Origin of the sequence: Morococcus cerebrosus (assembly GCF_022749515.1) — a bacterium.
Taxonomy (GTDB): domain Bacteria; phylum Pseudomonadota; class Gammaproteobacteria; order Burkholderiales; family Neisseriaceae; genus Neisseria; species Neisseria cerebrosa.
The window spans coordinates 573,785-598,048 of record NZ_CP094242.1; the positions used below are offsets into that span (position 1 = coordinate 573,785).

22 protein-coding genes are annotated in these 24,264 nt (G+C 52.2%); 10 read left to right on the forward strand and 12 right to left on the reverse strand.

The window, feature by feature from the left end; translation table 11 throughout:
- Positions 1-53: 53 nt before the first annotated feature.
- Positions 54-803 carry a GNAT family N-acetyltransferase gene (locus MON37_RS02610; protein ID WP_039406514.1) on the reverse strand — a complete coding sequence of 250 codons (750 nt, stop codon included), beginning with the start codon at positions 801-803 and terminating at the stop codon, positions 54-56.
- Between the two features lie 325 nt (positions 804-1,128).
- Here MON37_RS02610 and MON37_RS02615 point away from each other — a divergent pair, with 325 nt between their 5' ends.
- The 9 genes from MON37_RS02615 to MON37_RS02655 all read left to right on the forward strand — a co-directional run bounded on the left by MON37_RS02615 (position 1,129) and on the right by MON37_RS02655 (position 9,500).
- Positions 1,129-2,460: a YadA-like family protein gene (locus MON37_RS02615; RefSeq protein WP_039406517.1), complete on the forward strand. Its 1,332-nt coding sequence runs from the start codon at positions 1,129-1,131 to the stop codon at positions 2,458-2,460.
- Positions 2,461-2,597: 137 nt separating this feature from the next.
- Positions 2,598-3,737 (forward strand): NADH-dependent flavin oxidoreductase, encoded by a 1,140-nt coding sequence (locus tag MON37_RS02620; protein ID WP_039406519.1) that lies wholly within the window; start codon positions 2,598-2,600, stop codon positions 3,735-3,737.
- Positions 3,738-3,914: 177 nt separating this feature from the next.
- Complete coding sequence (rsmA, locus tag MON37_RS02625) at positions 3,915-4,694, forward strand: 16S rRNA (adenine(1518)-N(6)/adenine(1519)-N(6))-dimethyltransferase RsmA (RefSeq protein WP_016687675.1); 780 nt, start codon at positions 3,915-3,917, stop codon at positions 4,692-4,694.
- A 17-nt stretch (positions 4,695-4,711) separates the two neighbouring features.
- On the forward strand, positions 4,712-5,440 hold the full coding sequence (locus tag MON37_RS02630) for an amino acid ABC transporter ATP-binding protein (protein ID WP_003740819.1): 729 nt from the start codon (positions 4,712-4,714) through the stop codon (positions 5,438-5,440).
- 122 nt (positions 5,441-5,562) lie between these two features.
- Entirely contained in the window at positions 5,563-5,922 is a 360-nt protein-coding gene (locus MON37_RS02635; protein ID WP_039406524.1) for a hypothetical protein, read from the forward strand.
- A gap of 4 nt (positions 5,923-5,926) precedes the next feature.
- Positions 5,927-6,361, forward strand: a complete 435-nt coding sequence (locus tag MON37_RS02640) for a protein YgfX (protein ID WP_039406527.1) — start codon at positions 5,927-5,929, stop codon at positions 6,359-6,361.
- A gap of 132 nt (positions 6,362-6,493) precedes the next feature.
- The gene (gene folC, locus MON37_RS02645; RefSeq protein WP_039406530.1) at positions 6,494-7,768 is read left to right on the forward strand and encodes a bifunctional tetrahydrofolate synthase/dihydrofolate synthase; all 1,275 of its coding nucleotides are present in this window, start codon (positions 6,494-6,496) and stop codon (positions 7,766-7,768) included.
- Between the two features lie 12 nt (positions 7,769-7,780).
- On the forward strand, positions 7,781-9,001 hold the full coding sequence (locus tag MON37_RS02650) for an SPOR domain-containing protein (protein ID WP_039406535.1): 1,221 nt from the start codon (positions 7,781-7,783) through the stop codon (positions 8,999-9,001).
- Positions 8,994-9,500: a CvpA family protein gene (locus MON37_RS02655; RefSeq protein ID WP_039406537.1), complete on the forward strand. Its 507-nt coding sequence runs from the start codon at positions 8,994-8,996 to the stop codon at positions 9,498-9,500. The genes MON37_RS02650 and MON37_RS02655 overlap by 8 nt, the downstream gene beginning before the upstream one ends.
- 326 nt (positions 9,501-9,826) lie before the next feature.
- On the opposite strand, the gene rplS is transcribed toward MON37_RS02655, so the two are convergent.
- The 7 genes from rplS to misR all read right to left on the reverse strand — a co-directional run bounded on the left by rplS (position 9,827) and on the right by misR (position 16,622).
- On the reverse strand, positions 9,827-10,192 hold the full coding sequence (rplS, locus tag MON37_RS02660; RefSeq protein WP_003679470.1) for a 50S ribosomal protein L19: 366 nt from the start codon (positions 10,190-10,192) through the stop codon (positions 9,827-9,829).
- A gap of 13 nt (positions 10,193-10,205) precedes the next feature.
- Positions 10,206-10,955, reverse strand: coding sequence for a tRNA (guanosine(37)-N1)-methyltransferase TrmD (gene trmD, locus MON37_RS02665; protein WP_039406548.1), 750 nt, complete (start codon positions 10,953-10,955; stop codon positions 10,206-10,208).
- Positions 10,955-11,464: a ribosome maturation factor RimM gene (rimM, locus tag MON37_RS02670; RefSeq protein WP_039406550.1), complete on the reverse strand. Its 510-nt coding sequence runs from the start codon at positions 11,462-11,464 to the stop codon at positions 10,955-10,957. The genes trmD and rimM overlap by 1 nt, the downstream gene beginning before the upstream one ends.
- Positions 11,465-11,482: 18 nt before the next feature.
- The gene (gene rpsP / locus MON37_RS02675; RefSeq protein ID WP_003740833.1) at positions 11,483-11,731 is read right to left on the reverse strand and encodes a 30S ribosomal protein S16; all 249 of its coding nucleotides are present in this window, start codon (positions 11,729-11,731) and stop codon (positions 11,483-11,485) included.
- A 76-nt stretch (positions 11,732-11,807) separates the two neighbouring features.
- Positions 11,808-14,201 carry a bifunctional acetate--CoA ligase family protein/GNAT family N-acetyltransferase gene (locus MON37_RS02680; protein WP_039406552.1) on the reverse strand — a complete coding sequence of 798 codons (2,394 nt, stop codon included), beginning with the start codon at positions 14,199-14,201 and terminating at the stop codon, positions 11,808-11,810.
- 312 nt (positions 14,202-14,513) lie between these two features.
- On the reverse strand, positions 14,514-15,929 hold the full coding sequence (locus tag MON37_RS02685; protein ID WP_039406554.1) for a HAMP domain-containing sensor histidine kinase: 1,416 nt from the start codon (positions 15,927-15,929) through the stop codon (positions 14,514-14,516).
- 15 nt (positions 15,930-15,944) lie between these two features.
- Complete coding sequence (misR, locus tag MON37_RS02690; protein WP_003740839.1) at positions 15,945-16,622, reverse strand: two-component system response regulator MisR; 678 nt, start codon at positions 16,620-16,622, stop codon at positions 15,945-15,947.
- A gap of 471 nt (positions 16,623-17,093) precedes the next feature.
- Between misR and pheA the strand changes: the two genes are divergently transcribed.
- Positions 17,094-18,182 (forward strand): prephenate dehydratase, encoded by a 1,089-nt coding sequence (pheA, locus tag MON37_RS02695; protein WP_039406556.1) that lies wholly within the window; start codon positions 17,094-17,096, stop codon positions 18,180-18,182.
- Between the two features lie 68 nt (positions 18,183-18,250).
- Here the strand turns inward: pheA and MON37_RS02700 are convergent, their stop codons facing one another.
- The 4 genes from MON37_RS02700 to MON37_RS02715 all read right to left on the reverse strand — a co-directional run bounded on the left by MON37_RS02700 (position 18,251) and on the right by MON37_RS02715 (position 24,238).
- Positions 18,251-18,712, reverse strand: coding sequence for an SRPBCC family protein (locus tag MON37_RS02700; RefSeq protein ID WP_039406558.1), 462 nt, complete (start codon positions 18,710-18,712; stop codon positions 18,251-18,253).
- A 158-nt stretch (positions 18,713-18,870) separates the two neighbouring features.
- Positions 18,871-20,046 carry a putative phage abortive infection protein gene (locus tag MON37_RS02705; protein WP_039406560.1) on the reverse strand — a complete coding sequence of 392 codons (1,176 nt, stop codon included), beginning with the start codon at positions 20,044-20,046 and terminating at the stop codon, positions 18,871-18,873.
- A gap of 162 nt (positions 20,047-20,208) precedes the next feature.
- Complete coding sequence (gene ligA, locus MON37_RS02710; protein ID WP_039406562.1) at positions 20,209-22,680, reverse strand: NAD-dependent DNA ligase LigA; 2,472 nt, start codon at positions 22,678-22,680, stop codon at positions 20,209-20,211.
- Between the two features lie 301 nt (positions 22,681-22,981).
- Positions 22,982-24,238: a cell division protein ZipA C-terminal FtsZ-binding domain-containing protein gene (locus MON37_RS02715; RefSeq protein WP_003763891.1), complete on the reverse strand. Its 1,257-nt coding sequence runs from the start codon at positions 24,236-24,238 to the stop codon at positions 22,982-22,984.
- Between the last annotated feature and the right edge of the window lie 26 nt (positions 24,239-24,264).

A 24,264-nucleotide genomic window follows, 5' to 3' on the forward strand; every position in this document is an offset into this window, starting at 1 on the left:
ATTTCACAATAGTTGAGGTCGTCTGAAAAGGTTTTCAGACGACCTTTTGGTCTTTATGGTTTAGGGGCAAAACGTTGGAGGTAACGGTCTGCCAGGCGGGTGATGTCCATCATGATGAGCACGTCGGCGCAGTTGAACGCTTCATCGACGCAAGGCTCGCCGCAGAACCATGCGCCCGCATTGAGGTAGCCTTTAATCAGCGGCGGGACGTCAGGTTTGTCCGACGGGGTAATTTCGTCCCACTTGAGCGGATTGAGCGGCTTGACGCACCATTTTTCAGGCGCGAGATATTTGGATTTCAGGGCATGATACAGACCCGCCGCATCGCTGCCGCCGTCGTGCATATCAATGCTGCCGCAGCCTATCATGAAGCGCAGGTTTTCGTCTTTCATGAATTTGACCAACCCCGACCACAAAAGCATGACCAAACCGCCGTTGCGGTAGTCGGGATGGGTGCAGGCGCGGCCGAGTTCGACGGTTTGCGGCAAAATGTCTTTCAAAGGGGACAAGTCAAATTCGTGTTCACTATACCAGCCGCCGACTTTTTTGGCGGTTTCTTCGGTAATCAGACGATAGCAGCCGATGACGTCTCCGGTTGCGTCGTCAAAAGCCAAAAGGTGGTGGCAATATTCGTCGTAAGGATCGACATCGCGACCGTTGTCGCTTTCGATTTCCGCCCCCAGTTCTTGGGCAAATACCTGATAACGCAAGCGTTGTGCTGCTTCAATTTCCGCCTGCGTTTCCGCAAGGCGCACGCTCAGACCGATTTTGGGGCCGGTTTGGTTGAAACGGCTGGAGGACATTTGACTTCCTGTCGGATGAAAAGAGTTGATTATAGCGGATATGGCAGAGGATTTATATTTCTACCCCTTTGGATGCTTTCATTTGCCGGTTGTTAGACGGAAAGTGTTGGTAAAAGGTCGTCTGAAAACACCTTGGCGTGATTTCATAAGATTAACCAGTATGGCAAAAGCAGCATAACTGACCACTGATTTAAATCAATTATTAATTATATATAATTAATAATATTGTAATAATTCTATACAATATAACTAATTCTAAATAGTTAAATATAATTATTTAGGATTAGTTAGTATTGTTAAAAATTCAAAAATGGAGAATGAAAAGATGAAACTAAACTTATCCGTCAAACCGCTGTGTTTGGTGTTGTCCCTTGTTTTTGCAAATGTTTGTGCTGCAGAAGGTATTGCGACAGGGACGATGCACAAAAACGGTTCTGCCGCATTGGGCAAAGAATCGAAGGCGGGGGAGAATGCGACCGCGTTGGGCGACAAAGCGGCTGCGGCGGGTTATAAGTCTGTTGCTGCCGGCTATGATTCAAACGCTTCGGGTTTGAGCGCGTCGGCATTTGGCAGCGAGGCTAAGGCGGAAGCATTGCGGACGGTTGCCGTCGGTTTCAGAGCGAATGCAAAAGGAACCAACGATATTGCCGTCGGCGGCGCATCGAAGGCTTCCGGCGGGCAGTCGGTGGCGGTCGGTTTGATGTCGCAGGCAAAGGGTTTGCGTTCTATCGCGGTTGGTGAAAGCGCGAAGGCTGCCGATATTGATGCGGTTGCGTTTGGACGGGGCAGCGAAGCCAATGCACTCAGTTCCACTGCTGTCGGGGATAGGGCAAAAGCCAACGGTACGCAGGCGGTTGCGCTGGCATCTGCTGCCGAGGCAAACGGTTATCAAGCGGTTGCAGTCGGTACGCGCGCGGTTGCCGAAGAAACCAACAGCGTGGCATTGGGCGTGGAATCTTCGTCCACCGCGCTCAACGGTCTTGCCGCAGGCACGCGCGCACGGGTACGGAAATCGGGCGGAACGGCTTTGGGCGCAGGTGCTGCCGCATTTGAGGAAAAATCTGCTGCTTTGGGCTACAAAGCAGAAGCACGTCAACAAAACTCCGTAGCGCTCGGTACGGACAGTGTTGCCGATACTGCGGCAGGCGTTGCAGGACATGACTTTGCCACCGGCGCGGCAAGTACCGAAACGGGTAAGGCATGGGTATCGACTTTGGGCGCGGTATCTGTCGGCAGCGAACAAAACAGCCGCCAGATTACTAATGTTGCTGCGGGTAAGGAGGATACGGATGCGGTCAACGTTGCCCAAGTGAAGAGCCTTGCCCGCCAAACCCAAAGCAGCCTTGCCGCAGCCGAGAGCAATCACCAGACCCAAATCGCCGCTTTGCGCAACGAAGCCAAAGTCCGTATGGACAAACTTGAAGAGCGCGCCGATTCAGGCTCCGCCGCTGCAATCGCAGTCGGCAGCCTCGGACAGGCATATCAGCCGGGACAAGGTGCGGTTTCCGTCGCAAGCGGTATCTGGCGCGGTAAAAGCGGCTACGCCGTAGGTATTTCCAAAGTATCCGCCAGCGGCAAATGGCTGGTTAAAGGCTCGGCAGTCGGCGCGGCGAAAGGCGGTGCGGGCGGCGGTGCCAGCGTAACCTACCTCTGGTAATCGTTGTTAGGTGTATCGCCGAAAGGTCGTCTGAAAACATTCCATTTCTCCGAAACCGTGTTTTCAGACGACCTCGTTCTTGATAATTCCCTATTTGTCCCAATTCTGTCGATGTTATTAATTTTCGACAGAACAAAATGAATTCCAAATACGTCCCGCTTTTCCAACCCTTCACGCTGAACAACGGCGTAACCGTCAAAAACCGCCTCGCCGTTGCGCCCATGACCCATTTCGGTTCGCACGCCGACGGTTTAATCAGCGACCAAGAGCGCACGTTCCTCGGCAACCGTGCAGGTGATATGGGGCTCTTTATCTCCGCCGCCACTTTGGTTCAAGACGGCGGCAAGGCCTTTCGAGGACAGCCTGAAGCTACGGGCGAACACTGCCTCGACAGCCTGAAAGAAACCGCCCAAATCATTCAAAAACAAGGTGCGAAAGCGATTTTGCAAATCCATCACGGCGGCTCTAAAGCGATGGCGGAACTCAACCGCCGCGACAAAATCAGCGCGTCCGCCAGCGAAGAAGAAGGTGCGCGTGAAGCGAGTGCCGCAGAAGTGGAAGAACTCATCGCCTTCTTCGCCCAAGCTGCCGATTTGGCGATTCGCGCAGGCTTTGACGGCGTGGAAATCCACGGCGCGAACGGCTATTTAATCCAACAGTTTTACTCCGCCCAAAGCAACCGCCGCAGCGACCAATGGGGCGGCAGCTTGGAAAACAGAATGCGCTTTCCGCTCGCCGTCGTCGATGCCGTTGCCGCCGTCCGCAACAAACACCAACGCAACGACTTCATCATCGGCTACCGCTTCTCGCCCGAAGAGGCAGGCGAAGACGGGCTGACCATGACCGAAACCGGCGCACTGATTGACGCGCTGGTACAAAAGCCGCTGCAATACCTGCACGTTTCCTTGTGGGAATTCGATAAGAAAATCCGACGTGGCGGCGATACGGCGCAAACCCGTATGCAGTTCATCCACGACCGCATCAACGGCAAGCTGCCCCTTATCGGTGTGGGCAACCTGTTTACCGCCGATGATATTCTGGCGGCGTTTGAAACCGGCTGGGCGGAATTTATCGCATTGGGCAAAACCGTCATGATCAATCCGCACATCGCCACACAAATCCGCGAAGGCCGCGAAGCCGAAATTGAAACGCAACTCGACCCGACGCGCGCCGACCATTACGGCTTACCCGACATCCTGTGGGAATTTTCCGCCAGCGGTACGCAATCTTGGCTGCCGCCGGTAAAAGGCGCGGACTGGAAGCCGGTGGATGCTTGATTGAACAATTCAGCCGTCTACCGCTTTTCGAGCAGGGTAGGGGATGAAATTGCCGTTACAGCTAAAGAGGTCGTCTGAAAAACGTTTTCAGACGACCTCTTTCTTGTCCGACAAAACGCTATGTTTTTCAGTTACAATACGCGCTTATTATAATGATCGACAGTTTGAAGAGACGCGATGAAAGAACATAAGGCCCGGAAACGCTTCGGGCAGAATTTTTTGCAGGACACGCGGATTATTGCCGATATTGTCAACGCAGTGCGTCCGCAGGCGGATGATGTGGTGATTGAGATCGGGCCGGGTTTGGCGGCGATTACCGAGCCTTTGGCGAAGAAGCTGAACTGCCTGCACGTTATCGAAATCGACCGCGACATCGTACGTCGTCTGAAAACGCTGCCGTTTGCGGATAAGCTCGTGATTCATGAAGGCGATGTATTGCAGTTTGATTTCAACAGCATCGCGGGCAAAAAGAAAATCGTCGGCAACCTGCCGTACAACATTTCCACGCCGCTTTTGTTCAAGCTGGCGGAAGTGGCGGACGATGTCGTCGATATGCACTTTATGCTGCAAAAGGAAGTGGTCGAGCGCATGGTGGCCGCGCCAAAAAGCAATGACTACGGCCGCTTGGGCGTGATGCTGCAATATTTTTTCGATATGGAGCTGCTGATTGACGTGCCGCCCGAATCGTTTGACCCTGCGCCGAAAGTTGATTCGGCAGTGGTGCGCATGATTCCGGTGAAACACCGCATCGGCAAGGCAGACGATTTCGAGCATTTCGCCAAACTGGTGAAACTCGCCTTCCACCAACGCCGCAAAACCATACGCAACAATCTGAAAGAGCTTGCCGGCGACGAGGATTTACAGGCAGTCGGCATCAGCCCGCAAGACCGTGCCGAACATATCGCGCCGGAGAAATATGTGGAACTGAGCAATTATCTCGTCCGTAAGGTCGTCTGAAAACATCTGGAAACAACATGATTAAATTCAAAAATGTACATAAACATTTCAAAGACCTGCACGTCATCAACGGCGTCAATCTGGAAGTGAAGCAGGGTGAAGTGGTGGTGGTTTGCGGACCTTCGGGCAGCGGCAAATCGACGCTCATCCGTACCGTCAACCAGCTTGAAAGCATTGAGAGCGGCGAGATTTGGGTGGACGGTATCAATGTTGCCGATCCGCAAACGGATTTGAACAAGGTGCGTGAGGAAGTGGGTTTTGTGTTCCAAGGCTTCAATCTGTATCCGCATCTGACCGTATTGGAAAACATCATCCTGTCGCCGATGAAGGTGAAAAAACAAAGCCGCGAACAGGCTGAGGAAAAGGCGATGGAGCTGTTGGAACGCGTGGGTTTGGCGCATAAAAAAGATGCATTCCCCAGCCAGCTTTCCGGCGGACAGCAGCAGCGTGTGGCGATTGCGCGCGGGCTGGCGATGGAGCCGCGAGTGATGCTGTTTGACGAACCGACTTCCGCACTCGACCCGGAAATGGTCGGCGAGGTGTTGAAAGTGATGCAGGATTTGGCGGAAAGCGGCATGACCATGATGTGTGTTACACATGAAATGGGCTTTGCGCGCGAAGTGGCAGACCGCATTATTTTCGTGGATAAAGGACAGATTTTGGAAAACGAAACGCCTGAAGAGTTTTTTACCAATCCGAAACACGAACGCGCCAAACAGTTCTTGCAGCAAGTGATGACGCATTAACAGCTTGTCAAAAGGTCGTCTGAAAGACAGATTTGGGCTTTCAGACGACCTTTGGCGAATGCAACCGATAGATATAGACGGCAAAGAAACCATTTCTCATTTTGCCGTAGCAAAGGAAAACCATGTATTTTGTTGACCGTACCGCCGTCGTGCTTAAGCCGACCGCCCGCTTTTTGGAATGGCTGAAATCCGCCGACGAAAATATGCCCGATCTGACCATCGAGCAACTCCGTGCCAACTGTTCCGTGTTCCTCGTGCCGCAGTTTGACGAGCCGGAAGAGGTGATTGCCTATTTTGACGAACGCTACCAACAGATTTTCGAGGCAGAACTCGCAGGCTGGGACATCGACAAAAGCAAGTGGCCGCAAGACATGAGCCTGAAGGCGTTTTGGGAATTTTTCGATACCGAAATCCACGATATGGTTTTGGACATGGAAGAGGCGGAATTGAGCATTACGCCCGTGTTTGACAATATGATGTAGGGCGATGCGCGCTTTTCAGACGACCTTGAAGCCGTCCCGTTCTTTAAAAGCCTTGTCCGTTTGGTTGCATTTGTCCGCAGTGGCCGTGTGCCTGATATGGTTTTACGGCTGGATGATGTGGTTCGGGCTGGCGGCGTTGGCGGGCAGTTTTGTCCACGCTTGGCGCGTGGTGAATTTGCGGACGGCGGGTGCGGTAAAGAAAATCGCCATCGACCGCCATGCGCGCGCTTCCGTGTTTTGCGGAGACGGAGAAGGGCAGGACGCGGTGTTGGACGGTGCGACGATGCTGACTCCTTACGCTTTGTTTTTACAGTGGAACGCCGACGGTAAAACGATACGGCAATGCGTCACGCCCGATATGGCGGATAAAGAATCTTACCGTCGTCTGAAAGTTTGGGCGCGCTGGTGTCAGGTTCAGGATGCCGGGCATCCGCTTTAATTCGGTAAAGCGGTTTTCCGCCTTGTTCTCGTCAAATTAAACCCAATATAAAAACAGTCCACACAAGCAGCCGAAGCCGCCCCATTATTCGAAACGACGGTTTCAGACGACCTTTTAAAAAACGAAACACACATGAAAACATTACAAGACTGGCTCTCGCATTTGGAAACCGCCCACAGTGGCGGCTTAATCGACATGGGCTTGGAACGCACGGGTGAAGTGAAAAAACGCATGAAACTCGAGCCGCAATGCCCCGTCGTCGTCGTTGCGGGAACAAACGGGAAAGGTTCGGTCTGCGCCTACCTGACGCAGATTTACAAACAGGCAGGCTTCAAAGTCGGTACGCTGACCAGTCCGCATTTATTGCGTTACAACGAACGCATCGCCGTCAACGCCGAGCCGGTTTCAGACGACCTCATCACCGCTTCCTTCGAGCGCATCGAAGCGGCGCGCAGCGAAATATCGCTGACTTATTTTGAATTCAATGCCTTGGCGGCGGTCGATATCTTCATACGCGAACAAGTCGATGTGATGATATTGGAAGTCGGCTTGGGCGGACGTTTGGACGCGGTCAATGTGTTCGACTGCGATTGCGCGGTGGTTACCAGCGTGGATTTGGACCATCAGGCGTTTTTGGGCGATACGGTCGAGCAGGTCGGCTTTGAAAAAGCAGGCGTGTTCCGCAGCGGCAAACCCGCAATCTGCGGGCAAAACCCTGCGCCCGAATCGTTGGTCGCACACGCCGAAGCCATAGGCGCGAAACTGCTGATGGTGCAGCGCGATTTCGATTTTTCCTCATTGGAAAACATCCAATGGAACTACCGCTTCCATCCGCAGCATTCAGACGACCCCGCGCGCAACCGCAATTCCCTGCCGTTCCCCGCATTGCGCGGCGCATACCAGCTTTCCAACGCCGCCTGCGCGTTGACCGTGTTGGAATGTTTGAACGAAAAATTGCCGGTGGACATCGGCGCCATCAAGCGCGGATTGCTGCTGGTTGAAAACCCCGGGCGCTTCCAAGTCCTGCCCGGCCGTCCGCTGACCGTTTTGGATGTCGGACACAATCCCCACGCCGCCCGCGCCTTACGCCGCAGCCTGATTAATTTGGCTTTTGCGCAAAAGCGCACCGCCGTGTTCAGCATGCTGTCCGACAAAGACATAGACGGCGTGTTGGAAATCGTTAAAGACCAGTTTGACGAGTGGTATATCGCACCTTTGGACGTGCCGCGCGGCATGACCGCGGAAGCCTTGCAGGCGAAACTGGAAGCACAAAACATCGAAAATATACAAACTTTTACCTCAGTTCGCGAGGCGTACCGCGCAGCTTTGGCTAAGGCGGGCGAAAATGATAGAATCGTTGTTTTCGGCTCATTTCATACCGTTGCCGACGTGATGGCGGCGTTGTAAAAGGAAATCTCCATGTCTGACAATAAGCAAAATGAAGTTCTGACCGGTTACGAACAGCTCAAACGCCGCAACCGCCGCCGCTTGGTTATGGCATCGGGGTTGGTGGCGGCATCGACCGTTTTATTGGGCGTCGCCCTGTCAACCGGACCGGAAAACAAGCCAGAAGAAAACGCCCAAACTACAACCATCCAACAAAACAACGCCAACGCAGAACCTGCCAACTTGGCGGATGCGACCGTGTTGGAGCCTTCTACCAAAGAAGATTTGGAAGCAGCGGCAGAAGCGGCTAAAAATGCCGATGCCGAAGTAGCGGACAAACCGCAGGAAACCGCCGCGCCGGAGCAAACTGCGCAAGCCGAGCCGCAACCTGATGCGCCGCCAGCCGCGCCCGAAGATGTAGGCCCGCCTTTGGTGCTGATTAACGATACGCTGTCAGACAGCGACATCAAAGGTTTGGAAGAGTCTGAGAAAATCCAAAAAGCCGAAGCCGCCAAACGCGAAGCAGCCGAGCGACGCGCGGAAGAGCGCCGCCGTAATCGTGAAGAACAGCGTAAAGCGCAGCAGCTTCAAGCCCAAGAAGCAGCGGAACGCGAAGCCAATGCCGCAGCGCGTAAACGTGCGCTTCAAGCTGCCAAAGCCGAGAAGGCCGAGCGTGCCGCCGCAGCCGAGCGCAACAAGCTGGCGCAGTTGGAAAAAGCCGAGAAAGCCGTTGCCGAACGTAAGGCGTTAAAAGCCAAAGAAGAAGCGGCGGCAAAACACAAAGCGGCAGCGGAAAAAGCCAAAGAAACCGTCACAGCATCCGCATCCGAACCTAAAGAAAGAATTCGGGTAGATGCCTCCAAATATGAAAAAATCGAAACAGCCGGCAAAAAAGCTTCCGCAGTAAGGGAAGCCGAAGCGAAAGTTGCCAAAGCCAAAGCCGAGCAGACGGCCAAGGCAGAGAAAACCGCTACTGCCGAAAGGTCGTCTGAAAAGGCAAAAACCAAAACCGCCGAAGTCAAATCAGGTAAAAAAGCCGCCATTCAGGCAGGTTATGCTGAAAAAGAACGCGCCTTGAGCCTGCAACGCAAAATGAAAGCAGCAGGTATCGACTCAACCATTACCGAAGTGATGACGGATAAAGGCAAGGTTTACCGCGTCAAATCGGGCGCATACAAAAACGCCTACGACGCCGAACGCGACTTGAACAAACTGCGCGTACACGGCATTGCCGGACAGGTAACCAATGAATGATATTCCGTTAGCCGACATACTCGCCTTCGGCGTGATCGCGGCGTGTATCGTGATGTCGATGATACGCGGCGTCATTGCCGAAGCGGGTTCGCTGTTTGCGTGGGTGATTTCCTTTTTGTTGGCTAAAACGTTTGCCGTGCCGTTTTCGGAAGTGGCGTTTAAATCGATTCAACCGCGCGCCTTGGGCGTTGCCATTTCGTTTGTCGTGATTTTCTTTTTGGCGCGTTTTTTACAGCAGTTTTTACGCACCATACTGACCAACGCAGCGTCATCGATGGGCTTGGGCAGTGTCAACAGAGTATTGGGCGGCGTGTTCGGCGCAGCCAAAGGCGTGTTGCTGGTCACTTTGGCGGTCATGGTCTGCGCCCACACCGATTTGCAGGAAACGGAAGATTGGCAAAGCTCGTACAGCATTCCTTATTTTCAATCATTGTCTGAAGTCATCATGCCTTATCTGCCCGGTCAGAAGGAAAAGGCGGAAGATAAGGCGGAATCGTAAATCCACCGGTTTCAGACGACCCCGATTACATCAAAGGTCGTCTGAAACCGGTTTTTATTGGGATATATTGTTGTATAGAGAGTTAAGTTTAAACACCTGCACAGCTTTACTTTACTCTGGTTTGAAAAGAATAATTTTTTATTGAGTTATCAGGGTAATAAGTGAAATAGTTTTATACATTTTGCTGTCGGCAACCTCATTGCCTTGCTCTGATTTAAGTTTAACCCAATATTTTTTAGATCAAATTTCTGCGAAGATCCGTTATAAGAATTGCAAAATAAAAATCCCCACTGAAAAGTGGGGATTTTGCTTTGCAATTCTTTTGCTTAACCTTTGCGGGCAGGCAATTTTTCTTTAATGCGGGCCGCTTTACCGGTCAGGCCGCGCAGGTAGTACAGTTTGGCGCGACGGACGTCACCGCGGCGTTTTACTTCAATTTTTTCTACGGTAGGGGAGTAGAGTTGGAAAGTACGCTCAACGCCTTCGCCGCTGGAAATTTTGCGGACGATGAAGTTGCTGTTCAAGCCGCGGTTACGACGGGCGATAACAACGCCTTCGTAAGCTTGCAGACGGCTGCGTGAACCCTCTACTACGCGTACGGAAACGACTACGGTGTCGCCCGGTGCGAATTCGGGGATTTCTTTGTTCAGACGAGCGATTTCTTCTTGCTCTAATTGTTGAATCAGGTTCATTGTTTTTCCTAAATTATGATTGGATTTCCTGTTGCTCTTGCAAGATTTCTTTTAAGAGGCGGGATTCCTTTGGGATTAAACTGCGCTTTTCCAGCAGGTCTGGTCTGCGCTCCAGGGTGCGTCGCAGCGATTGTTTCAACCGCCATTCGGCTATCAAGCCATGATTGCCCGAACGCAATACGTCAGGGACGGTTATGCCTTGGAATTCTAAAGGTTTGGTGTAATGGGGGCAGTCTAATAGGTCGTCTGAAAACGAATCCTGTTCGGCTGACTGTATGTCGCCCAATACGCCGGGTATCAGTCTGAGTACGGCATCCATCAGCATCATGGCGGGTAGCTCTCCGCCGGAAACGACAAAGTCGCCTATGCTGATTTCTTCATCTACGCTGCTTTGCAGCAGGCGTTCGTCAATTCCTTCGTATCGTCCGCAAAGCAGTATGAGATGTGGGGATTTTGCAAGCTCTACGGCTTTTTTGTGGGTCAGCGGTTGACCTTGTGGACTAAGGTAGATGACTTTTGCAGGCGCTGAAGATGTTTGTTTGGCTTCTTCTATCGCTGCTTGCAGCGGCGGCGCCATCATAATCATTCCCGGACCTCCACCAAAGGGGCGGTCGTCAATATAGCCGAGTTTGTTGTCGGCGAATTTGCGGGGATTGATGGCTTGGAATTGCCAAAGGTTTTGTTTTTTTGCGCGACCGGTTACGCCGTATTCGGTAATGCTGTCGAACATTTCGGGGAAGATGGTGATGGCTTGTATCAACATCAGTAGTCTAAGCCCCAGTCGGCGGTAATGGTTTTGCCTTCGGTATCGACGGCCTCGATGTAGTTGGATACGAACGGGATCAGGATTTGACCATGTTCGCCATTAATCATCAAAACATCGTTGGCACCGGTTTCCATCAGGTTTGTGACTTTGCCGAGCACGATATTGTCTTTGTTGACAACGGTCATGCCGACTAAATCTGCCCAATAATATTCGTCTTCCTCGGTAGGAGCGAATTCTTCTCGGGGAATTTCGATGGTATAGCCGCGAAGGGCAAAAGCTTGATCGCGATCATCTATGCCTTCGAATTTAACCTGAAGCTCTCCGCTGACGATTTTGCCGGCTTCGAGTGTAACGTTCAGGGTTTTACCGTCTGTGCTTAACTGCCACTCAGGGTAGTCCAGGAGGCTGTCGGCGTATTCTGTATTGGCGGCTATTTTGAGCCAGCCTTTGATGCCGAATACGCCTTTGATGTAGCCCATGGCTACCCGTTGTCGAGTGTCGGTCATAGCAAGATTAGCCGTTGATTAAGCAGCAGCTTTTTGTTCTTTGATCAGTTTTGCAACTGCGTCGCTGACTTGTGCGCCTTGGGCGATCCAGTGGTTCAGGCGGTCGGCTTGGAGGCGTACGCGCTCTTGTTTTTCATTGGCAACAGGGTTGTAGAAGCCAACGCGCTCGATGAAGCGGCCGTCGCGGCGGTTGTGGGAGTCGGCAACGACTACGTGGAAGAAGGGACGGTGTTTAGAACCACCGCGAGCCAAACGGATAACTACCATTTTGAGTCCTTTTGAGAAAATCGGATAGATAAGAAACCGCTAATTTTAGGATATTTTGCGTTGTTCATGCAAGTTTTTATTTGTTTTTGTTGCTGTTTTGCGGAGTGGTCAGGTTGAGGCGTGCTTGGCATAAAGTGTTGTCTTCTTCTGAAGGGGTGATGGTAAAGCCTGATTTTTCAGCAAGTTTAAGCATAGGGGTGTTGGATTTGAGTATTTGGGCACTCATGACGCGGTAGCCTTGTTGTGTTGCCGATTGGATAATCAGCTTCATCATTTCTGCTGCTAACCCTTTGCCGCGCACGTTTTCAGCAAGCGTGATGCCGAATTCGCATTCGTTGCGGTTGATGCGGCTGAAGCGGCTGATGGCGACGATGAGGTCGTCTGAATTGCGTGCCGTCCATGCGGCTTCGCTGTGGTAGTCGAGTTTGCTGAAGCGCGCGAGGGTGGGGATGGGCAATTCGTTGGTGTGGGTCATGAAGCGGGTGTAGCGCGCTTGCGGAGAAAGGTTGCGGACGAATTGCTGCTTGGCTTCCGCGTCTTCGGGGGTGAAGGGGCGGATGGTTACGGTTTCGCCGTTTTTGAGGGTAAGCGTAGCAGGATGTTCGCTCGGGTAGGGGGCGAGCACGTTTTGGATGGGGGCTTCGCTTTCGGTTTTTGCGCCCAAAAGTTCGGCGGCGGCTTCGCCGGTATTGCGGAGGAACTCGGCGGCAGCAGGATTTTTGCTGCGCAGGTATTCCGCTGCGGTCTGTACTTTGGCGGCGGCTTGTTCGAGCTTGAGGGTGGCTATATTGGTTGGTTTATTTTTTGGGGAGGGGCGTTCGTCAGCCTGCAAGACAAAGTCGCTGCTGTATTGGTCGCCGTTGAGGTTGAGCAGGATTTCGCCGATGTATTGCTGCCGTTGGCTGAGTGTGTTTAGGGTATACAGGAGCTGGTTGAGGGTGTGTGTATTGTCGAGTTGGGCGAAACGGGCGATGTGTTCGCTGTCCAGCGTAGAGAACGGCGGGAGCGCGGCGGTGGTTCTGCCTTGATGGCATACGGTCAGGATGTCGCCATAGACGGCATGGCGTTGAAAACGGAATTGCACGGCGTTATGCACGGTGTGCTGATAGGTAGGTAGGCACAGGGCTTCGGCAAGCAGGGGCAGATCTTTTGAGGCGAGGGCTTTGTTAATGTTTCTTGCCTGCGGGGTTTTCAGACGACCTTTTTTTGGCGTGGCGATGCGTAGCTGCTCTTTTTGCAGTTGGTCGGCAATGTTGCGGAACGATACGGCTTGCAGGGCTTGTTCGGGACGGTCGAAATGCAGGAGGTCGTCTGAAAAGCGGCTGCTGACAAGCAGGGGTTTGGCAGTGTGTTTCGCCAGCATGCTCAGGGTGCGGGTCAGATTTTTTTCGTCGGGACTGTCGGTCGGGGCAACGATGGCGAGCAGGGCTTCGGTATGGGTATTTTGAAGGTGTTGGCTGGCGATGCTGTGGTAATGTGCGGGCGTGGGTGTGCTGCCGATGTAGCCTTGTCGGATGTGCGGCTGCTTGGTGGGGAATTGGAGTTTTAGGTTTTGGGGGGCACAGGTTTCCAGCCACTCGGCAGGGGTGTCGGACAGGATGTCGATGCTGTTCAGAGGGGGGAGGTCGGACAAACGCGCGTGCAGGGCGGCTTCGAGTTCGCTGCTGCTGAATGTGGCGAGGAAGTTGCAATGGCGCGCGAGGCAGCGTAGCACGGCTTTTTCGGTGTCGTCCGAACGGTGGGTAACGTGGAGGATGAGCGGTGTGTGGCGGGTGAAATGGCGGATGGCGCTGAACAGGTTGCGCTGGTTTTCGGCCGGGTTGTGTTCGATAACGGCAACTTTGGTGTGGCGGTTGTGGCCGAAACGGTTGAGCCAGTCGGCAGAAGTGGTGGGGCTGAGCGGATAGTTGAGGCTGATGTGGCGTGAAATGCCCTGTCCCATTTTTTGCAGCATGAGGTTGATTTTGCTGCTGACGGAAGCGTGTCCGGTCAGAAGGGCGGTGTAACCTGCCGGATGGTCGGGTTGGGAACTGATGTTGAGGCTTTGCGATGGAAGCTGCACGCCGGCGGGGCTGCACACGCTGATGTTGAGTTCGTTGCCGTGGTGTTTTTTGATGGCGGCTTCGGCGGTGTGCCATTCGTCGTCAGACAGGCTTTCCCAGTCTTGAATGAGGATGATGTGGCCGAACTGTTTTTTGCGGCAGGATTTGAACAGGGCGTCGTAGCTGTCGGGCGGCGTTACGGCGATGACGAGGTCGGCGCTGCCGGGGATTTTGTTGAGGTTGGTGTAGGAGGTGAGTCCGGCAACCGTGCGGTGGCGGAGGTTGACGGGTGTAATTTGACCTTGAAACGGTGCGCTCAGGAGGTTGCTCAGGATGCGTTCGCCCAAGCTATATGGGCGTTCGCTCGCGCCCACGAGAATGATGTGGTTGGGCATGAAGAAGTAGCCGGACATGGATTGGGCGGACATGGTGCCTCCTTTTCGGTGTGTGGACGCTGCGTTTCAGACGACCTTTCGGGGGGGGGAAGGGGTATGTGATGAGTGAACGGGATTGGGCGTTCGTTGTTGGTTTTGTTATCAATGGATAGTTTGTTTCGTTGCTCTTTATGGCGGAACATGCGAACTTTAAATGATTTAATTATTCACTTGCATTATATATGACAAATGGCATAAAAGGTCGTCTGAAAGGCGGGAACGTAAGGGTTTGTTCTTTTCAGACGACCTTTTGTGGGCTTGGGGTGTGGCAATTTGTTTACAAACCCCAATTGGCAACATTCATAGTCAATTAGTTTTAGGATGCGGCTTTTCCGCTTTGCCGTTCACTTTCTTTTTGGGCAGGATAAAGTGCATTTTCAAACCATTCGGCTTGATGTTTTCAGCCATGATTTTACCGTTGTGCTGCTCCATGATGTGTTGGGTCAGGGCAAGGCCTAAGCCGGTACCGGGTTTGCTGGCACTGGAGTCGGCGCGGTAAAAGGCGGTGAAAATGTGCGGCAGTTGCATTTCGTCCACGCCGGGGCCGTTGTCGGTAACATCGACAATCCAATGCTTGCTGTCTTGTCCGATATTGACGCGGATGGTGCTGCCTTCGGGACTGTAATTGATGGCGTTGCGGATAACGTTGTCAAACGCGCGGTACAAATAGCCTTCGTTGGCGCAGACCGTGGCATTTTCGGGGATTCTGGGTTCGACCGAAAGGGTAACGGTTTGTTTGTTCTGCTGGGCGATGCTTTGGTTGTCTTCCACGATGTTTTTCAGGAAGGGGACGAGTTTCAGGCTTTCTTTTTCCAGCGGGATGTTGGACGTTTCCAAACGGGAAAGCGTCAGCAACTCGCCGACCAAGGTATCCATGCGGGTCAATTCGCCTTCCAGCCTTTTCAGGTATTGCTCCTGCTTTTGCGGCTGCGCCTGAATCAGTCCGACAATCGCCTGCATGCGCGCCAAGGGAGAGCGCATTTCGTGGGAGACGTGGTGAAGCAGGTGGCGTTCTTTGGCAACGAGTTTTTCCAGTTTTTCCGCCATTTTGTCGAACTGGATGGCAAGGTGGGACAATTCGTCGTCGCGGTCGTCCACTTGTTGTGAAATACGGGTTTCAAGTTCGCCGTTTGCCACTCTGTCCATACCGCTGCCCAAGATTTTGATGGGCTTAGTAATATTGCTGGCGAGGATGTACGCCATCAACAGGCCGACGACGATGATGAAGGACAGGATGATAAATTCGTGCCAAATCGGGGCGAGCGGCAGACCCGGGATGAAGAGCGGGCTGGGCAGGCGTTGCGCCTGATGGCTGTCCCAACCTTTGATAAAGAAGAGGTATTCCTCGCCGAAACGGTCGTATTCGATGTGTGCCAAATCGGAATTGGGATTATTGATGGCAAACACGCGGGCGCGTTCGATGGTGTGTCCGTCGATATTGCGGTCGAGGATGTCTTTTTTCTCGTCGCCCAAAATGACGTAAACGGAATTGGAGACGGGGCTGTCTTCCCATTCCGCCAAAATTTCGCGCGCACCGCTGTCCCCGCGCGCCCTAAAGGCGGAGAGGATGCTGTTCATCAAAGTGGTTTCGATGGTGCGGCGTTGGTTGAATTGGTTTTCAGCAAGGGTATTTTGCACCAGCCAAAAAGAAAAACTCGCCACAAAGATTGCGCAGACGATGACTGCGCAAAATGTGGCGAAGATGCGTTGAAACAGTTTCATTGATCTGTTTTATCTTTAATTTTTAACAAACAGGTAGCCCAAGCCCCGTACGGTCTGAATCAGCGAGGCATCGCCCAGTTTGTGGCGGATGCTGGAGATATGGACGTCGATGCTGCGGTCGAATTTTGCCAGTTTGCGATCAAGCGCTTCGATGGACAAAGTTTCTTTGCTGACAACTTGTCCGGCGTGGCGCATCAGGACTTCGAGCAGGTTGAACTCGGTGCTGGTCAGCTCAAGCGGAGTATCTTTGATGGTTGCCTGACGTTTGGCAGGGTACAGGACAACATCGCTGACGGAAATGCTGTTTGGCGCGTTGTTCGGCTCGCCGCTTTGTTGGGCGCGGCGCAGAATGGCGTTGATGCGTGCCAACAGTTCGCGCGGGGTGCAAGGTTTCGGAACATAGTCGTCCGCACCCATTTCCAATCCGATGATGCGGTCGATGTCGTCGCCTTTAGCGGTCAGCATGATGATGGGAACGGTGCTTTGGGAACGGACGTTTTTCAATACGTCCAAGCCGTTCATTTTCGGCATCATGGAGTCTAATACGACAACATCGTACTGACCGGTCAGGATTTCGTGTACACCGGCTTCGCCGTCCGGAACGCTGTGGACATTCAATCCTTCGGCGGTAAGGTATTCAGTGAGCAATTCAGTCAGCAAAGCGTCGTCATCTACGAGTAATACGCGACTCATGGGATTTCCTTTTCGTGATTGTATGCGCTGCGCAAACCCGAAATAAACGGGTGCGGCGGATAGTGATGGCTAATCTTAACACGCATTTTGAGTTTTTTGATAGCTTGTTTTCCTATGCTTTTGCGCTTTTTTGCATTGCAGGGACGCTGTCTTTACATTTTCAGACGACCCCTGTACCAAATCCCCAAAATATACGCCGGATACGCGCCAAACGGGCGGCAAAATGATGCCGGTAAAGGCTGCGTTCGAGAAAGGACGAGGGATTCTATAGTGGATTAACTTTAAATCAGGACAAGGCGACGAAGCCGTAGACAGTACAGATAGTACGACAAGGCGAGGCAACGCCGTACTGGTTTAAAGTTAATCCACTATAAAACAGGTCGTCTGAAAACGTATTCAGCTTTCAGACGACCTGTTTGATGTTAGAATGATTGCTTGTATTTATGAATGAATCACAAGGGGCTTGTCGATATGTCCTTATCCATTGACGAACAGCTTTTGCCGCACCGCAATGCCATCGATGAAATCGATGCCGAGATTTTGCGCCTGTTGAACGAGCGCGCAGGCCATGCGCACGCCATCGGCGAATTGAAAGGAACAGGCGCGGTGTACCGTCCCGAGCGCGAAGTCGCGGTATTGAGGCGGATTCAGAGTTTGAACCAAGGCCCGTTGCCTGACGAATCCATCGCAAGGCTGTTTCGCGAAGTGATGAGCGAATGCTTGGCGGTGGAGCGTCCGCTGACGATTGCCTACCTCGGTCCGCAGGGAACGTTTACCCAGCAGGCAGCCATCAAACATTTCGGCCATGCCGCACATACCGCCGCTTTTCAAACCATAGACCAGTGTTTCCGTCAAGTCGAAACGCGGCAGGCGGATTATTTGGTCGCACCGGTTGAAAACTCGACCGAAGGTTCGGTCGGACGCACCTTAGATTTATTGGCGGTAACCGCATTGAAAGCCTGCGGCGAAGTCATTGTCCGCATCCATCACAACCTCTTGCGTAAAGGCACGCACGAATTGGGCGGCATCACAAAAGTCTTCGCCCACGCCCAAGCGCTGGCGCAATGCAACGACTGGCTCGGACGCAACCTGCCCAACGCCGAACGCATCGCCGTTTCCAGCAACGGAGAGGCGGCAAGGCTGGTGGCAGAATCAGACGACCCCAGTATCGCCGCCATCGCAGGACGTACCGCTGCCGATATTTACCATTTGAACTATGTCGCCGAATGTATCGAAGACGAGCCGAACAACACCACGCGCTTCTTGGTTATGGGGCATCAAGATACCGGCAGCAGCGGCAACGACAAAACCTCGCTGGCAGTCTCCGCGCCCAACCGCGCCGGTGCCGTCGCCGCGCTGTTGCAGCCGTTTACCGAATCGGGCATTTCAATGACCAAGTTCGAAAGCCGCCCGAGCAAATCTGCGTTGTGGGAATACCTGTTCTTCATCGACATCGAAGGACATCAAAACGACGAAAAAGTCCAAAACGCCCTGGGGCTTTTGAGCGAACGCGCATCGTTTGTCAAAGTCATCGGGTCCTATCCGGCAGCCGTTTTGTAATGTAGTGAGAATGAAGAAGGTCGTCTGAAAATTCAGATACGGGTTTTCAGACGACTTTTTCCATGCCTTTAACTTGTAGCATCTTCAGCATAATCAGCCCATTGGGCAGCCCACTCTTTCAATAAACGGTGGCGTTTTTCAAATGTCCGACGCAAAGTCGGTAGTCCGATTAGCCGGTCAATCGTTTTTCCCAGCCCGAAAGTAAATTCCACCGTATCCGTCACGCAGGTACGCCCCTCGGAAAATTTGAATTCATGTGTATGGCGGAAGGAACGGTAAATCCCTTTCAGCATCAGGTCGGTAAACGATTGGTTCGGCTCAAGCGAAATGATTTCGGCACGATGCCGCAACCAAATCCCGCAAACTCTGTATCTGAAATCCAAAATATCTCCCCGCGCCCAGTATTCCTTTTCTGATAACCATTGCACGTCAAACGGGAACTGACGGGAAAATCCGTGTCGGGAAGTGCAGTAGCGGAATATCGGTTCGAGCGGCGCATCCAGTCGGACGCTGCGGGTGTAAGTCAGCATGATATCGACCGTTGTGGGCAAAGATGGGAATATTGATAAGATTAGTGCAGTTGGTATCAGTTCATAAATTGCATTGAACGGCGTGGTTTGGTGTTGATAATAGAATAAAGGTCGTCTGAAAATTTTCAGACGACCTTTAGATTTTCAGATAATCTTATCTAAATATTAGGAATTTTTTCATCTTTCAAAAAGTTCAGTAATTTTTCTAATGTTCTTAACTGGCGATCTATTTCGTTTTTTTCTTGTTCGTTTATATTTCCTTTGTCATTGGAGATTTTTTTAGTTTGTTCATGTGTTTGGTTTTTTTGATTTGTAAGTTCAGATATACCAGTTTTGATTATTTCAATATGGTTAACTTTGGAATGTTTGAATTTCTTTATATCCCTAAATAGATTATTCTTCCCAAAGGATTTTTCAATGCTATCAATGGAATTTGTTATGTGAAAAAGCCATATGAAACCATTGTGATCCTTTTGAAAAATTTCACTATAATTTTCTATCGTGGGAATAGTTAATTGTAAATTTTCTAAAAAGTTATATCTATTTATTAAGCCTTGGAAATTATAAAATATTGCTGAACTGTATCCTTCATGTTTTTGATCTGAATGTAGGCAGTTAAAAATAAGTAATTTCAAGATATCATTGGGAATAAAAGAGCGAAGAATATCGCTATATATTTTCTCTTGTGGATTAATATAATGATTACTAAGTTTTTCCATCGAATTTTGATTATCTTTGGAAAAGTCATTTATGGTGAGCTTATTATCTGTTTTTCCTTCTATATCTTTGGATAAACTTAATGATATAAATTTAAGTATTTGAAATAATATAATAAAATATCGTTTTAGTAAGGGGTTCTGGCGAATATTATTTTTTATATAACAATCAATATTAAATTTCTCATCAATGGTAATATTTGTTAGATCAAATATTTTTGATTCAACAAGGTTTTCGATAACCTTATTATGCTGATCCAGCAAAGAAAAAAATGTCGATTCAAATTGTTGAAGATTAAAAATTTCTGACTGGCGGCTTTGTTGCTCTACCTGTTGGCGTTGCTGTTCTGCCGCCTGTTTCAACTCTTCGCGCGTTGCTTGCATTTCCTGCGCTTGCTGATGAATGGTATAGAGTAGGCCGATAAGGGCTAGGAAGCTGATGATAGGGTTCAGCGTGCCGCCCAGATAGTCGCCGAATGTTCCCCATGTGGCGGAGTCGTTAGCAATGGGGAATGTTTTAAAATTGTTGATATATCGTTCTAAAACAAAGATAAATGCTGCAACAGCGATTCCGCCTAATACCCATAATAAGCGATTGGGTTTATTCCCTTTGTCCATGGTTTTTCCTTTTGTTTACACCCATAAAGGTCGTCTGAAAAATTTTCAGACGACCTTATTTTATAAATCCGAATCAGCAATATCTATGCTGTTGTTTCCGCATATGGGGGAATTACGATGCGGGGATTTCCTAGTTTAATCTGCGGTATGTTTGGCGGGTATTCAGCCCAGCATCGCCAAAAGCTCTTCCTCACTCAATACCGCCACACCCAAGGCATTGGCTTTTTCCAGCTTGCTGCCGGCGGCCTCTCCCGCGACGACGTAGTCGGTTTTTTTGGACACGCTGCCGGAAACTTTACCGCCTGCGGCTTCGATCAAGGCTTGGGCTTGGTCGCGTTTGAGGGTGGGTAGGGTACCGGTTAACACAAAGGTTTTGCCTGCTACGGCTTCGTTTAGGTCGTCTGAAAACACTTCGTCTTGGTTTTCAGACGACGTTTGGGCGAAGAAGGTTTTCAGGTTTTCGAGCAGGGCGGCGTTTTGTGTTTCGCTGCGCCATGTTTGCCAGTCAGCAGGCAGGGCTTTGTCGGTTTGCAGGCCTTCTATGCTTTTGCCGGCGAGTTCCCATAAGGCTTGGGCTTTGTTTTCGCTGATTTTGAAACCGGGCAGGCGGGCAATCCAGCGTTGCGGCTCGGCATGGCGGGCGGGCGGGATGGTAACGGCTTGGGTTTGCGGGGCAACGCCTGCGGCGAGCAGCTCGTCTATCATCGCCTGCTGCGCGTCTTGGGCGAAGAAGTGGGCGATGGAGCGGGCGACGACGGTGCCGATGTCGGGCAGGCAGGCGAGGATGGGTTCGGGTGCGCGGCGGACGTGTTCCAATGAGCCGAATGCCTGCGCCAGCGTTTTGGCGGTGCGTTCGCCGACGTGGCGGATGCCGAGCGCGAACAGGAAGCGGGCGAGTTCGGGCGTTTTGCTGGCTTCTATGCCTGCGAGGATGTTTTCCGCCCACTTGGTCGGCTGTTTTTTGCCGTTTTGGGTATTGGATTCAGACAAGTCGCCTGAAACCGTTTCGGCGTCGCCGTTTTCGTTTTCAGACGACCCTTTATCCGCCGTTTCCTTCATTTTTTGCAAGGTCGGGATGTCGAGGCGGTAGAGGTCGGCGAAGTGGCGGACGAGGTTTTGGGCGACCAGTTGCTCGATTTGTTTTTGACCAAGGCCGTCGATGTCCATGGCTTTGCGTGAGGCGAAGTGGATTAAGCCTTGCGCGCGTTGCGCCTGACACAGCATGCCGCCGCTGCATCGGGCGACGGCTTCGCCTTCTTCGCGTTCGATTTCGCTGCGGCAAATGGGGCAATGGGTCGGTAGGCGGTAGGGCTTATGGAGCGGAACGGATTGGGTTTGGTTGGCGGACGGTGTTTCGGCAAAGAGGTCGTCTTGTTGATGTTTGAGGTCGTCTGAAACGGCAATGGTAGTTTTCTGCATCGGGCGGCGTTCGAAAATCACGCGCACGACCTCGGGAATTACGTCTCCGGCGCGGCGCACGACGACGGTGTCGCCGATGCGCACGTCTTTGCGCGATACTTCGTCTTGATTGTGCAGGGTGGCGTTGGTGACGGTGACGCCGCCGACGAATACGGGTTGCAGGCGGGCGACGGGGGTAACCGCGCCGGTGCGCCCGATTTGCACGTCTATGGCTTCGACGACGGTCAAGGCTTCTTCGGCGGGGAATTTGTGGGCAATCGCCCAGCGCGGCGCGCGGGAGATGAAGCCGAGTTCGCGCTGTTGTGCCAAGCTGTTGACTTTGACCACCATGCCGTCGATTTCGTAGGGCAGTTCGGGGCGTTTTTGCTGCATTTGTTCGTAAAACGCCAATACTTCGTCGATATTTTTGAAACAGCCGAAATTGCCGTTAGGCAGGCTGAAGCCGAGCTCTTGGAAATAAGCGAGTTCTTGGATGTGTTCTTCGGCTGTGAAACCGCCTTGCTGACGGGCGATGGAGTAGGGGAAAAAGTGCAGTTTGCGTTGCGCGGTGATGCGCGAATCGAGTTGGCGCAGGCTGCCGGCGGCGGCATTGCGCGGGTTGGCAAAGGGTTTTTGCCCGTTTTCGGCTTGTCTTTTATTGAGGGCGGTGAAATCGGCTTTGAGCATCAGCACTTCGCCGCGCACTTCGATGAGTTCGGGTGGATTTTCGCCGTGCAGCCGCAGGGGGATGTTGGCGACGGTTTTGACATTTTGGGTAACGTCTTCGCCCGTCGTGCCGTCGCCGCGTGTCGCCGCCTGCACCAATACGCCGTCGCGGTAGAGCAGGCTGATGGCGAGGCCGTCGAATTTGGGTTCGATAACGTATTCGGGATTGCCGCCGTCCAAACCGTCGCGCACGCGTTGGTCGAAAGCGTACATTTCGGCATGGTCGAACACGCCGTTTTCATCTTGCGGGGAAAAGGCGTTGGTCAGCGACAGCATCGGCACTTCGTGGCGCACTTCGGCAAATCCCGCTAGAGGCTCGCCGCCGACGCGCTGGGTCGGGCTGTCGGGTAGTTTGAGTTCGGGATGGTTCAGCTCCAACGCTTCGAGTTCGCGGAATAATTTGTCGTATTCGGCATCGGGTACGTTGGGCGAGTCGAGGGTGTAGTATTCGTAGGCGTAGCGGTTGAGGAGGTCGGTGAGGTGGCGGATGTGTTGTGCAGTCGGATTCATGGAGGAAGGTTTTCAGACGACCTTTGTCTGATATAGTGGATTAACTTTAAACCAGTACGGCGTTGCCTCGCCTTAGCTCAAAGAGAACGATTCTCTAAGGTGCTGAAGCACCAAGTGAATCGGTTCCGTACGATCTGTACTGTCTGCGACTTCGTCGCCTTGTCCTGATTTAAATTTAATCCACTATACATGATGGGACGGACAAAGGTCGTCTGAAAAGGATAAGTTGAAAACAGCTGAATTTTACCCGAAAAAAAGCGGATATGCCGTAACGACATATCCGCTTTGATTACATTCGATTTTAGGAGAACAGGCGCAGGGCTTGTTTGCTGCCGGGTTTGATGCCGACTTTGAGCATTTCTTCCTGACGTGCCAAGACGTAATTGCGAATGTCTTTGAGCCATTGGGTAGAAACTTCTTCCATTTTGTCGTTGACCAAATCCAAGCCCAACTGACCGGAGAGGCGTACCGCCAAGTCCATGAAGAGGTCGAAGGTTTTTTCGCCGGCTGGGGCATGCGGGATGTCGAGCAACATGCTGAAGCCTTTGTAGGACTGGTTGTCCAACAGGGCGTTGGTAAACGCGTCGCCTGTGAGGCTGTGGATGGCAAACATCGGGCTGCCGGTTTGTCCGGTGTAGTGGAATGCGCCGTCTTCGCCCAATACGAAGCCGAGGTTTTCAACAGAAGCGCGCAGTTCGACGCCGCTGATGTTGCTGTGTGAAACCAAGTGGATGGCGATGGTTTGATCGACGCGGGCGCAGAAGGTGTCCAATGCCTGCGCAACTTCGGTAAATGCCGCCAAATCGGTGTGGAGGACTTTGCCGCCCATCAGTTGGGCAAAGGTGTCAACTTGTTGGTTGAACTGTTGCAATTCTTCTTGGGTTGCCAAACCGTTGCGGCTGACTGCTTGCAGGCCGACGACGAAACCTTGGTAATACACGCTCGGAATCGGTTCGGCAACTTGGAAGCGGTCGTCCATGGTGCAGCCGATGATTTGGAAACGGTGGCGGTTGGACAGGCGGGGCAGGGCGTGCAGCTCTTGCGCTTCGGAGAGGGCGATGTAGGCGAGGTAGTCGAAGCGCGGGTCAAACCACGGCAATTCGACTTGAGACAATTCGTCCAAGCTGACCAAAGGCTGGTTGGCGGCGGACGGCAGGTTGACCGGCTCGTCGCTGGCGGCTTGGGTGGTGATTTCGTTGTTCAGTCCGATGACGGTATGCTGTACCGGCTCGTCGGTAAAGTCGTCTTCAATCGCCAACTCGACATCGGTTTTGATGGCGGAAGGTTTGGCGAGTTTGGCTTTGGCGGCGAAGATTTCGTCTTGTTCTTGCAGATTGCGCAGCGCGGCTTCTTGGGCTTTGTTCGCTTTTTTGACGAACAGGCCTTTGCCGCCGGATTCTTTACCGTCGCGCACATGGCTGGTTTTACTGTTCAGGAGCGCGTCTTTGTCGGAGTGGCCGAACTGCTCGCGCACCTGTTTGCGGTATTGGTTTTCTTGGTACATATTGTAGGCGATGACGGCAAGGATGACTGCCAAGCCTAAGACGATGAAAATCATGGGTAATCACTTTTTTGTAAGAGCGG

Excerpts from the sequence above, each read along its gene's own strand:
- MON37_RS02610 (WP_039406514.1), bottom strand. The coding sequence starts at position 803 with ATGTCCTCCAGCCGTTTCAACCAAACCGGCCCCAAAATCGGTCTGAGC.
- MON37_RS02615 (WP_039406517.1), top strand. The coding sequence starts at position 1,129 with ATGAAACTAAACTTATCCGTCAAACCGCTGTGTTTGGTGTTGTCCCTT.
- MON37_RS02620 (WP_039406519.1), top strand. The coding sequence starts at position 2,598 with ATGAATTCCAAATACGTCCCGCTTTTCCAACCCTTCACGCTGAACAAC.
- rsmA (WP_016687675.1), top strand. The coding sequence starts at position 3,915 with ATGAAAGAACATAAGGCCCGGAAACGCTTCGGGCAGAATTTTTTGCAG.
- MON37_RS02630 (WP_003740819.1), top strand. The coding sequence starts at position 4,712 with ATGATTAAATTCAAAAATGTACATAAACATTTCAAAGACCTGCACGTC.
- MON37_RS02635 (WP_039406524.1), top strand. The coding sequence starts at position 5,563 with ATGTATTTTGTTGACCGTACCGCCGTCGTGCTTAAGCCGACCGCCCGC.
- MON37_RS02640 (WP_039406527.1), top strand. The coding sequence starts at position 5,927 with ATGCGCGCTTTTCAGACGACCTTGAAGCCGTCCCGTTCTTTAAAAGCC.
- folC (WP_039406530.1), top strand. The coding sequence starts at position 6,494 with ATGAAAACATTACAAGACTGGCTCTCGCATTTGGAAACCGCCCACAGT.
- MON37_RS02650 (WP_039406535.1), top strand. The coding sequence starts at position 7,781 with ATGTCTGACAATAAGCAAAATGAAGTTCTGACCGGTTACGAACAGCTC.
- MON37_RS02655 (WP_039406537.1), top strand. The coding sequence starts at position 8,994 with ATGAATGATATTCCGTTAGCCGACATACTCGCCTTCGGCGTGATCGCG.
- rplS (WP_003679470.1), bottom strand. The coding sequence starts at position 10,192 with ATGAACCTGATTCAACAATTAGAGCAAGAAGAAATCGCTCGTCTGAAC.
- trmD (WP_039406548.1), bottom strand. The coding sequence starts at position 10,955 with ATGTTGATACAAGCCATCACCATCTTCCCCGAAATGTTCGACAGCATT.
- rimM (WP_039406550.1), bottom strand. The coding sequence starts at position 11,464 with ATGACCGACACTCGACAACGGGTAGCCATGGGCTACATCAAAGGCGTA.
- rpsP (WP_003740833.1), bottom strand. The coding sequence starts at position 11,731 with ATGGTAGTTATCCGTTTGGCTCGCGGTGGTTCTAAACACCGTCCCTTC.
- MON37_RS02680 (WP_039406552.1), bottom strand. The coding sequence starts at position 14,201 with ATGTCCGCCCAATCCATGTCCGGCTACTTCTTCATGCCCAACCACATC.
- MON37_RS02685 (WP_039406554.1), bottom strand. The coding sequence starts at position 15,929 with ATGAAACTGTTTCAACGCATCTTCGCCACATTTTGCGCAGTCATCGTC.
- misR (WP_003740839.1), bottom strand. The coding sequence starts at position 16,622 with ATGAGTCGCGTATTACTCGTAGATGACGACGCTTTGCTGACTGAATTG.
- pheA (WP_039406556.1), top strand. The coding sequence starts at position 17,094 with ATGTCCTTATCCATTGACGAACAGCTTTTGCCGCACCGCAATGCCATC.
- MON37_RS02700 (WP_039406558.1), bottom strand. The coding sequence starts at position 18,712 with ATGCTGACTTACACCCGCAGCGTCCGACTGGATGCGCCGCTCGAACCG.
- MON37_RS02705 (WP_039406560.1), bottom strand. The coding sequence starts at position 20,046 with ATGGACAAAGGGAATAAACCCAATCGCTTATTATGGGTATTAGGCGGA.
- ligA (WP_039406562.1), bottom strand. The coding sequence starts at position 22,680 with ATGAATCCGACTGCACAACACATCCGCCACCTCACCGACCTCCTCAAC.
- MON37_RS02715 (WP_003763891.1), bottom strand. The coding sequence starts at position 24,238 with ATGATTTTCATCGTCTTAGGCTTGGCAGTCATCCTTGCCGTCATCGCC.